The organism is Frankia canadensis, from assembly GCF_900197875.1.
GTDB classification, from domain to species: domain Bacteria; phylum Actinomycetota; class Actinomycetes; order Frankiales; family Frankiaceae; genus Frankia; species Frankia canadensis.
The window spans coordinates 1-8,952 of the sequence record NZ_FZMO01000158.1 but is presented as its reverse complement, the minus strand read 5'-3'; the positions used below and the strand labels follow the sequence as shown (position 1 = coordinate 8,952).

The window sequence follows — 8,952 nt, the reverse complement described above, 5'->3', positions numbered from 1 at the left end:
TCGGGCCGCGCAAGTCGCCTGAGAAGCCGGCGGCTTCAGCCGTCGGAGTAGTCACCGTCAGACCTCGGTCTCTCGGCCGAGGATGCCCCGGGCGATCGTGTTCTTCTGGATCTCGCTGGTGCCCTCGTAGATCGTCGCCACCCGCACGTCGCGCAGGAAGCGCTCGACGGGATGCTCGGCGAGGTAGCCCGCGCCGCCGAGCAGCTGCACCGCCGTCGAGACGACCTCGACGGCGACCTCGGTGGCGAAGTACTTGGCCATCGACGACATCTGCACGACCTGCGCCGAGGGCGCGCCGGCGTCGATGAGCTCGGCGGCGCCGTAGACCATCCGCCGGGCCGCCTCGAGCTTCGTCGCCGCGTCGGCGATCATCCAGCGCAGGCCCTGGTGGCGGGCGAGGCCGCGGCCGCCCTGCTCGCGCTCGCGGACGAACCGGATGGCGTAGTCGAGCGCGCCGCGGGCGCCGCCGAGCGCGATCGCCGCCATCGCCGGCCGGTTGATCTGCAGCCCGTGCAGCGAGGCGGCGAGCCCGCCCCCCTCGCCGCCGAGCAGGTTCTCGTGCGGCACCCGCAGGTCGACCAGGCGCAGGTCGACGTTGGGCAGCCCGCGCTGGCCCATCTTGACGTTGTGCCGGTCCTCGACGAACCCGGGCGCCGAGGTCTCGACGACGAACGTCGACAGCCCGCGCCCGCCCGGCACGCCCCCCGTGCGGGCGACGATCATCGCGAAGCGGGCCACCTTGCCCCAGGTGATGTATGACTTCGCGCCGTTGATGACCCACTCGTCGCCGTCGCGCACCGCGGTGGTGGTGATGCGCCGCGGGTCGGAGCCGCCCTCGGGCTCGGTGAACGCGAGCAGGCTCACGCCGCCCTCGGCGAGCTGGGGGAGCAGGCGGTTCTTCTGCTCCTCGGTGCCGTAGCCGAGCACCGGCATCACCATGTTGTTGTTCTGGCCGGCGAGCGTCGCCATCGCCATCGAGCCCGCCGCCGCGACCTCCTCGCGGGCGATGCAGACAGCGGTGATGCCCGCGCCGGGCCCGCCGTACTCGCTGGGGACCGCGAGCTGCACCAGGCCGCCCGCAGCCATCGAGCGGTGCAGGTCGTGCGGGAACGCGTCGGTGCGGTCGAGCCTCTCCGCGATCGGGGTGATCTCCTTGGCGGCGAAGTCCCGCACCGTCTCGCGGAACAGCGCCTTCTCGTCGTCAGAGAGCATGGCTGGCCTCCGGCCGCGCGCCGTCGGGGGTGACGTCGGGGCTGACGTCCGGGCTGGCATCGGGGCTGACGCGGTAGCGCTGCTCCAGGGCGTCGTAGGCCGGCTTGTTCACCAGCGTCTGCCGCTCGGACCAGCCGATCATCGCGTCCAGGACATGGCGGGACTCGCCGTGCTCGCGCAGCGAGGCGAGGACGAGCTGCGCCCCGCGCATCGCCCCGCGCATCGCCGCGTTGGCGTAGAGCACGAGCGAGTAGCCGAGCGCCCCGAGTTCGTCGGCGGGGATCATCGGGGTCCTGCCGCCCTCGACGATGTTGAGCAGCAGCGGGCCCGGCAGCTCCCGGGCGACCCGCTCGATCTCCGCGCGGTCGCGCGGCGCCTCGACGAACAGCACGTCGGCGCCGGCCTCCTTGTAGCGCAGCGCCCGCTCGATCGCCTCGTCCAGCCCGTCGGTGGCCCGGGCGTCGGTGCGGCCGATGATGATCAGGTTCTCGTCGGTGCGGGCGTCGACGGCGGCGTGCAGGCGCGCCACCATGTCCGCCGCGGACACCACCTCCTTGCCCTCGAAGTGACCGCAGCGCTTGGGGAACACCTGGTCCTCGAGCTGCAGGGCGCTCGCGCCGCGCCGTTCGAGCAGCTTCACCGTGCGATGGACGTTCAGCGGGCCGCCGAAGCCGGTGTCGGCGTCGACGACGAGCGGGATGTCGACGGCCTCGCGGATACGTTCCGTCTGCTCGGCGATCTCGGTGAGCGAGACCAGGCCGACGTCGGGCACGCCGAGTTCCACGTTCGCGAAGCCCGCGCCGCTGAGGTAGACGGCGGGGAACCCCGCCTGCTCGACGAGCCGGGCGGTCAGCGCGTCCGGGGCGCCGGGCACGATCGCCGCCCCCGGCGCGTCGAGCAGGGCGCGCAGCCGCGCCCGATGGTCCGCACCGCTCATCGGGTGTTCACCGTGGATACCACGGCCTTCAGGCCGGGGAGGAAACGGTGCCTCATGCTGGAACGCATGCGCGAATCCCTTCGGTAAAATGGGAGCGTGTCCCGCTACCGGCTCTACCCGGCCGTCGAACAGATCGCCGGACTGGCCGAGCATTGCGGGCATGCATGTTTCGTGTGGAATCTGGCGGTTGAGCAGCAGGGATGGTGGAGCCCCTACCGGGGCAAGGCGCCGAACCATCTGGAACGCTGCCGGCAGCTCACAGAAGTGCGGGCGGAATTCGACTGGCTGCGAGCCGGCTCGCAAACCGTGCAACAGCAGGCGCTGCGCGACTTCGATCAGGCCTTGCGGAACTTCTTCGGCGGTTCGCACCGGAAGCCCGGTTTCCGAAAGCGCGGCCAGTCCGAAGGCTTCCAGATCGTCGGCAGGATGGCGAAGGTCGAGAAGCTGAGCCGGAAATGGTCCCGGTGCTGGGTGCCGAAAGTCGGCTGGGTGAAGTTCCGCCTGTCGCGCCCCGTACCCGATTTCAAGTCGTATCGGATCACGCGGGATCGTGCGGGCCGCTGGCATGTCGCGTTCGCCGTCGCACCCAACCCGGTCGAAGCCCCGGGTACGGGCGAGATCGTCGGTATGGACCGCGGCGTAAAGATATCCGCCGCGCTGTCCACCGGGGAGCTGCTGCGATGCCCCGGCCTGCGGCCGGCCGAGGCCGCCCGGCTCCGCCGGCTGCAACGCCGTCTCGCCCGGGCCCGGCGGGGCAGCAACCGGCGCGGCCGGGTGAAGGCACAGATCGCCCTGCTCCGCGCCCGCGAGGCCGACCGGCGGAAGGACTGGGCGGAGAAAACCAGCACCGATCTCGCCCGACGCTATGACCTGATCCGCGTCGAGGACCTGAACATCCGGGGCATGACCCGCTCCGCCCGTGGCACCGTCGAAGCCCCGGGCCGAAACGTGCGGCAGAAAGCCGGCCTGAACCGGGGGATCCTCGCCAACGGCTGGGGATTGCTGGTTCAGCGCCTGGAGCAGAAAGCCTCCGGCCGGGTTGAGAAGATCCCGGCCGCCTTCACGTCTCAGCGTTGTTCGGCCTGCGGGCATGTGGCACCCGGGAACCGCGAGAGCCAAGCGGTATTCCGGTGTGCGGCCTGCGGGCACACGGCCAACGCTGACGTGAACGCGGCATGTAATATCGCGGCCGGACGGGCCGTGACTGCGCGGGGAGGCGCCGGGTTGCCGGTGCCCGCGAACCGTGAACCTCAACACCGCGCACCTCCCATGGTGGGTGTGTAGGAGTTGGAATCTCCCGCGTTCACGCGGGGGAGGACGTCAACGTGTGCCTCCCCGTGCCTCGCCGACGGCGTTCTCGATCTCGGCCACCCAGTCCGCGGGCGGTGTCGCGTAGGTGGACACCCGGCTGGTACCCAGCCCGCCCGCGCGGCGCAGGTGGACCAGCATGGTGGTGTACGCCAGGGTCACGCCGAGCCCATCCAGGACGGGCAGCCCCGCGAGTGTCGTGACGCGCCGTGACCACAGCAGCTCGTTGAGGGCGCCCTCGGCGGGGATCAGGATCTCGGCGCCGGCGGCGGCCGCCTCGCGCCCCACCGCCTCCAGGCTCTCGGCGAACGCGCCGAGCGTCGGCTCGGACATCAGCCGCACCAGGATGTCCTCGGCGACCGGCGGGTTCAGCGGATGGATGCCGCTGACCCGGGACGACACGCCGAACCCGTCGACGAGCTCGCGCAGCCGCCCGACGCCGCCGGGCCCCAGGCTGATCAGCGCGGCGCGCCCGGCCAGCGTCCCGGCGACGGCGAGCGCGCTCTCCGGCATCGACGCGATGGGGATGTCGACCATCGAGCGGCATTCCCGCAGGTAGGGATCACCGAAGGTGGCCAGCGCCACGGCGTCGTAGCCCTCGGCCTGCGCCTGCCGGCACAGGTCGATCGCCTGGGTCTGGATCACCTGCCTGAGGTAGGGGTAGCGCAGCACGTGCGCGGGCGCCCGCCCGCCATACGACGTCGCCGAGATCCCGTGCACGTCGACGGTGACACCGGCAGGTGCCACCGCCGCGATGTGCGTCGCGAGCAGGTCCTGGTAGGGGCCGAACTCGGCGAGCGTCGCCATCGACTGGTGCCAGATCCGCACCGGCGCGTCCACGGCGCTCATGGCGCCGGTCGTCCCGGTCGTGCCGCGTGTGCCGGTCGTGTCGTTCCCGTTCGCCTCGCTCATCCGGCGGCCGCCGCGGATCCCACGGGCGTGCTCTCGACGGCGGGGATGGTCTGCATGAACGGGGCGATGGCGGCCCGCTCCTCCTCTCGGCTGAGCCCGATCGGGTTCGGTGCCCGCTCGCCGTAGCGGGGGGTCGGAACCTCGCCCTCGGCGGAGACGTGCCACATCGTGCGCCCCTCACTGTCCGGCCAGCCGTCGCGGCTGTGCGCGAGGGCCGCGTTGTCCCAGATGACGACGTCGTCGGGCTCCAGCGGCACGCTGATCCGGTGCGGGCTCGCCTCGGTGTGGTCCCACAGCTCGTCGAGCAGCGCCCGGCTGTCCTTCTCGGTCCAGCCGACGACGAGGCTGTCGCGGCGCACCGGCAGGTAGAGGATCGGCAGGTTCGTCGGCAGGTGGCGGCGGACCAGCGGGTGGATGCGCCCGACCCGGCGGTCCTCGACCGGGCGCGACGGCGCGTTGCGGGCGATGTCGACCTCGATCTGGCGGGGGAACATGTGGTGCATGACCCGCAGCGTGCGGATGCGCTCCTTCGTCGCCTCCGGCAGCGACGCGTACACCTTGATCATGTCGAGGAAACGGGTCGCGGGCGCCGGGGTGGGGGCGCGCCGGCAGTAGAAGGCGATGTGGCTCGGTGGCACCTCCCAGGTGGTGCTGTCGGTGTGCCAGACCTGGGCGGAGTTGTTGCCGTCGCCGAGCGCGCGGCCCGTCTCGGGGTCGTTCTCGTTCGAGATGACCTTGATCATCGGGTGGCCCGGGATGTGCAGGGCGTTCCCACCGGCCCGGCGGATGTCCAGCAGCGGGCCGAAGTACTCGGTGACGGTGGTCAGCGTCTTCGGTGAGATCCGCTGGTCGCGCAGGCGGACGGCGCGGTGCTCGTCGAGGGCCGCGCGCAGCTGGACGAGGAAGCCGTGGTCGTAGGCGGCCTTCTCCAGGTCCACGCCGGTGATGTCGACGCCGAACTCGGCGTCCAGGGAGGTGATGGTGATGGTCATGGCATCCTTCCCCGCTGCTGGGATCGGTCGGAGCGTGGCCGCGGTGCGCTCATCGCAGCCGGCCGCCCGCGACCGTCAGAACCTCGCCGGTGATGAAGCCCGACTGCGCGGCGGCGAGGTAGAGCACCGCGTCGGAGACGTCGGCGAGCTGCCCGGAGCGCGCGGTCGGCGTCAGCTCCATGGCGCGTGCGTGCAGCTGCTCGTAGTAGCGCAGCGAGCGGACGCGCTCGGTCTCGATGTAGCCGGGAGCGATGGCGTTCGAGGTGATGCCGGACGACGCGAGCTCCAGGGCGAGCGCGGAGCTGAAACCGACCAGCCCGGCCTTGGCGGCGGAGTAGTTGGACTTGTTGCGGTCGCCGAGGCGGGCCCGCGACGAGATGTTGATGATCCGGCCGTACTCGCGGGCGAGCATGTGCGGTACCGCCGCCCGCGTGACGTGGAACGGCCCGGTGAGGCAGACGTCGAGGACCAGCTGCCACTCCTCGTCGGTCATCGACGCGATCGGGGCGTCGCGGGACAGCCCGGCGCAGTTGACGAGGATCTCGAGGGAGCCGTGGCGCTCGACGACGCCGTCGATGATCCGGCGGATCTCGGCGTCGTCCCGGACGTCGGCCACCGCCGCCTCGGCGCGCAGGCCGTCGCCCCGGAGCCTGCCGGCGAGGGTGTCCGCCGACTCCCGGTCCTGATCGAGCACCACGACGTGGGCGCCCTCGGCGGCCAGCGCGGCACAGATGCCCGCCCCGAGCCCCCGACCACCACCCGTCACCACCGCGACGTGTCCGGCGATCCCCAGCTCCATGACCGGCCTCCTAACCGTCCTATCATTGCTATGATAGGTTTGTTGGCGCGTCAAGAGGGTGGTAGACCCGGTGGCCTGCACCGCGACGGCGTGAAGCCCGGTTGGGCGCGAACTCGCGGAACTCCTCGAGACCGCCGTCGTCTGATGGGTTGGCGCCTGCGCAGCATGCCGGGCATCGTGCCGCGCGGGTCGGGGATGAACTCCCAGTCCTCGCCGTCGACGGTCATGGAGGTCGTCCACGAAGGCGTCGGGTTGCTCGCAGGCGGCGAAGTGGCCGCCGGCCGGGTGGTACGACCACAGCCGCAGGTCGCTGTCGCGTTCCACCGAGCGGCGCGGGACGTAGAACACCTCGCCGGGGAACAGTCCGACGCCGGTGGGTACGGGGACGAGCGGGCCGTTCCCGGTCACGGGGGGGCACCGGGTCGCGGGCGGTGTGGAAGTACAGCCGGCCGGCCGAGGGCCAGGTGAGATCCACTTCCCGTGGAGTGCGGCGGTCCCGCAATGCAGAGAGCCCCGAACCGGCAGCCGGGGGGTGTGGCTACCAGTCCGGGCCGGTCCCGGTCGCCGGCACCGTTGCCGGTCGTTGGTCGAGCGTGGGCGACAGGTCCTATCCGCCTCAGTGGACGACGGTCGGGGAGAGCCTGGCGGGCGGTCGGGATGTGCTCCAGTCCCGCCCGGCCTTGTCGCCGGCTGGTTGCATCGCCGGCGGCGGGTCCTCTCGCCGGCGGTGTCCCTGGTCAGCCTCGAAGCGGTTAGCCGTCTGTCACGCGTCGTGGAGAACGGCTGTGACCTTGTCGCGGAGCCGTCCAGTGAGTTCCGATGCCGGAACCCAGCGGTGGGCGGTCACTTCTTCCAGCTGGAGATCAATGTGACCGCCCGGACCCGGGGTCTTCGTTTCCAGGAGAAAGCGAAAGTCGTAGTGGGTGTGGGCGGGTTCACCCTTCGCGGGGTTTTCGGGGATGTCGTGCGCGTCGATGTCGATCGGGTACCCCGTCATGGGACTGACGGCCGACGCGGGGATCCCGGTCTCCTCGGAGAGCTCCCGGACAGCGGCATCCTGCAACGTGCGGTCGTCGGCTTCGACGTGTCCCCCCGGCAGCAGCCAGCGATCGAGACTCCTGTGTCGGATCTGGAGCACTCGCCGGTGCTCTCCCACGGCAATCGCACCGCAGGTGACGTGTCCCGGGACGGTGCGGCGAGACGCGACCGGCGCCGTGCCCGCAGCGAGGTCGAGCAGGGGTTCGAGCCCGCCGCGTTCCTCGGGGTGGACATCGAGATACTGCCGAACCGCGGCCAGGACGTGTTCGTTCACCGAGGATCCTCACTCGTCGTTGAAGGTGCGGAGCCATGCCCGCGCGATGCTCTCACGGACCCGATGGGGGACCTGGTGCAGACCCGGTTCCGCCAGCCGGCCCGAGGCCAGCATCGCCAGTGCAGCCAGAATCTCGCCCTGAACGAGGTAGATGAAAGGACCGACAGCGGCACCGTGGACGAAGTTGACGGCGTTACCGTCGTTGAGGAGGTAGAAGTAGTGACCGGTCCTCGACAGCCGTGTCACATGGGGGCCGAGTCGGCGTTGCTGGTAGGAGCGCATCACCGTTTCGAGGTCGAGCTCATCGTCGGACGAGGTGACCGACGCCAGGTAGGACCCGGACCGGAGCGCGCTGAAGTCGTTGCCGGTCAGGGCCCGGCTGCCCGTCGCGCACACGACGATGTTCGCCCGCGCCAGCGCTTCGGATTTCGACCTGCTCACCGCGAACCCGTGCGACATCGCTTCGACCGCCCGAACGGGATCGGTCTCGAACACCGTCGTGCGCACCGACTTCACCCGGAGGGTGTTCGCGACGCTGCGGCCGATCTTACCGTAGCCGATGACACACGTCTCGCCGCCGTCCAGGATGTTCCCGTGGGCGCGCAGCAGCGATTCCGCGGAGAAGACTACCGACTGCCCGACAAGGTAGTCCTCGGGGAGCTTCAGCGGGCTTCGAGCCACCGAAACGACCGGACATGGTGGCTTCCCGCCTGCCAGGTATTTCTGGTAGCCGTTTTCGGTGTCCTCCACGATACCGAGAATGCGGCCACTGAAGCGCTGGCAGAGTTGCGGAAGAGCCGGAGCGAAGTACGGTAGCGCACGGGTAACTGGTCAGGTACCGCTTTGATCTTTGGTTAGGTGGTTGTGGGCATCCAGGGGCGGCCCTCGGCGAGTTGGACGAGGGCGGGGAACTGGGGGATGCCGTGTTTGGTGGCGGTGGACAGGTAGCTGCGGATCGCGCAGAACTGTCTGGCTCCGGTGAGGGTGCGTAGGCAGCCGGAGACTTTCTGCCGCAGTTTGATCATGCGGATGTCGCGGTCGGGTAGCCCCGGCGCCTTGCAGCGCCGGGGCCCCCTCAGAACCGTGCGTGCCACTCGTCGCGGCACACGGCTCAAGCAAGCCCCGCAGGGCGTCTCGAGTTCTGGCTTGGCTGTGCCGGCCGGCGCCGGGTCTGGTACCACCGCTGCCGGCAGTGCTCGTGGACAAGGCGTGGCTGTCGGTCGTGCGCGCTGGGGCCGGCGGTCGTGGTGACGGTGACCGTTCGGCGGACGTCGACCGCCCACTGTTCCCATTCTTCCGGGCTGAGCGGTGGGTGTTCGACGTCAGGGACCAGCAGGCCCTGGCAGATCGGGCAACGGCTATTCTGCTTGTTGAGCAGGCTGGTGCGGCGCCATCCGATCGGCGGCAGGCCGTCGCCGTGTTTCTGTTTCCGGCGGCGGCGTTGGGCCCAGTACCCGGCCAGGGCCGGGTCGTCCGGGGA

Annotated in this window: 8 protein-coding genes and 3 pseudogenes; 2 read left to right on the top strand and 9 right to left on the bottom strand. The window is 70.7% G+C overall.

Annotated elements, in window-relative coordinates:
- Positions 1–57: 57 nt before the first annotated feature.
- Positions 58–1,212, bottom strand: a complete 1,155-nt coding sequence (locus C1A33_RS14595) for an acyl-CoA dehydrogenase family protein (RefSeq protein ID WP_165818390.1) — start codon at positions 1,210–1,212, stop codon at positions 58–60.
- Entirely contained in the window at positions 1,202–2,149 is a 948-nt protein-coding gene (locus tag C1A33_RS14590; RefSeq protein ID WP_101832052.1) for an isocitrate lyase/PEP mutase family protein, read from the bottom strand. Before C1A33_RS14590 ends, C1A33_RS14595 begins: the two co-directional genes overlap by 11 nt.
- A 96-nt stretch (positions 2,150–2,245) precedes the next feature.
- Between C1A33_RS14590 and C1A33_RS14585 the strand changes: the two genes are divergently transcribed.
- On the top strand, positions 2,246–3,433 hold the full coding sequence (locus tag C1A33_RS14585; RefSeq protein ID WP_101832051.1) for an RNA-guided endonuclease InsQ/TnpB family protein: 1,188 nt from the start codon (positions 2,246–2,248) through the stop codon (positions 3,431–3,433).
- 36 nt (positions 3,434–3,469) lie between these two features.
- On the opposite strand, the gene C1A33_RS14580 is transcribed toward C1A33_RS14585, so the two are convergent.
- From C1A33_RS14580 to C1A33_RS14570, 3 genes are read right to left on the bottom strand one after another with little or no spacing between them, the layout of a single operon-like run.
- Positions 3,470–4,306, bottom strand: a complete 837-nt coding sequence (locus C1A33_RS14580; protein ID WP_133150674.1) for an aspartate/glutamate racemase family protein — start codon at positions 4,304–4,306, stop codon at positions 3,470–3,472.
- A gap of 59 nt (positions 4,307–4,365) precedes the next feature.
- Entirely contained in the window at positions 4,366–5,361 is a 996-nt protein-coding gene (locus C1A33_RS14575) for a TauD/TfdA dioxygenase family protein (RefSeq protein ID WP_101832049.1), read from the bottom strand.
- A gap of 49 nt (positions 5,362–5,410) precedes the next feature.
- Positions 5,411–6,160, bottom strand: a complete 750-nt coding sequence (locus tag C1A33_RS14570; RefSeq protein ID WP_101832048.1) for an SDR family NAD(P)-dependent oxidoreductase — start codon at positions 6,158–6,160, stop codon at positions 5,411–5,413.
- Between the two features lie 98 nt (positions 6,161–6,258).
- On the opposite strand from C1A33_RS14570, the pseudogene C1A33_RS37925 reads away from it, so the two are divergent.
- A pseudogene (locus C1A33_RS37925) lies at positions 6,259–7,032 on the top strand (hypothetical protein); the annotation flags it as partial.
- On the opposite strand, the gene C1A33_RS14565 reads toward C1A33_RS37925, so the two are convergent.
- The 4 genes and pseudogenes from C1A33_RS14565 to C1A33_RS35740 form a co-directional block, all read right to left on the bottom strand.
- A complete protein-coding gene (locus tag C1A33_RS14565; protein ID WP_101832047.1) occupies positions 6,924–7,472 on the bottom strand; it encodes an NUDIX hydrolase in 549 nt (182 codons plus the stop codon). The pseudogene C1A33_RS37925 and the gene C1A33_RS14565 overlap by 109 nt on opposite strands.
- 9 nt (positions 7,473–7,481) lie before the next feature.
- On the bottom strand, positions 7,482–8,153 hold the full coding sequence (locus C1A33_RS14560; RefSeq protein ID WP_243407557.1) for an adenosylhomocysteinase: 672 nt from the start codon (positions 8,151–8,153) through the stop codon (positions 7,482–7,484).
- 173 nt (positions 8,154–8,326) lie between these two features.
- Positions 8,327–8,512: pseudogene (locus tag C1A33_RS14555) on the bottom strand (IS66 family transposase); the annotation flags it as partial.
- Positions 8,513–8,583: 71 nt separating this feature from the next.
- A pseudogene (locus tag C1A33_RS35740) lies at positions 8,584–8,952 on the bottom strand (group II intron reverse transcriptase/maturase); the annotation flags it as partial.

Excerpts from the sequence above, each read along its gene's own strand:
- C1A33_RS14595 (WP_165818390.1), bottom strand. The coding sequence starts at position 1,212 with ATGCTCTCTGACGACGAGAAGGCGCTGTTCCGCGAGACGGTGCGGGAC.
- C1A33_RS14590 (WP_101832052.1), bottom strand. The coding sequence starts at position 2,149 with ATGAGCGGTGCGGACCATCGGGCGCGGCTGCGCGCCCTGCTCGACGCG.
- C1A33_RS14580 (WP_133150674.1), bottom strand. The coding sequence starts at position 4,306 with ATGAGCGCCGTGGACGCGCCGGTGCGGATCTGGCACCAGTCGATGGCG.
- C1A33_RS14575 (WP_101832049.1), bottom strand. The coding sequence starts at position 5,361 with ATGACCATCACCATCACCTCCCTGGACGCCGAGTTCGGCGTCGACATC.
- C1A33_RS14570 (WP_101832048.1), bottom strand. The coding sequence starts at position 6,160 with ATGGAGCTGGGGATCGCCGGACACGTCGCGGTGGTGACGGGTGGTGGT.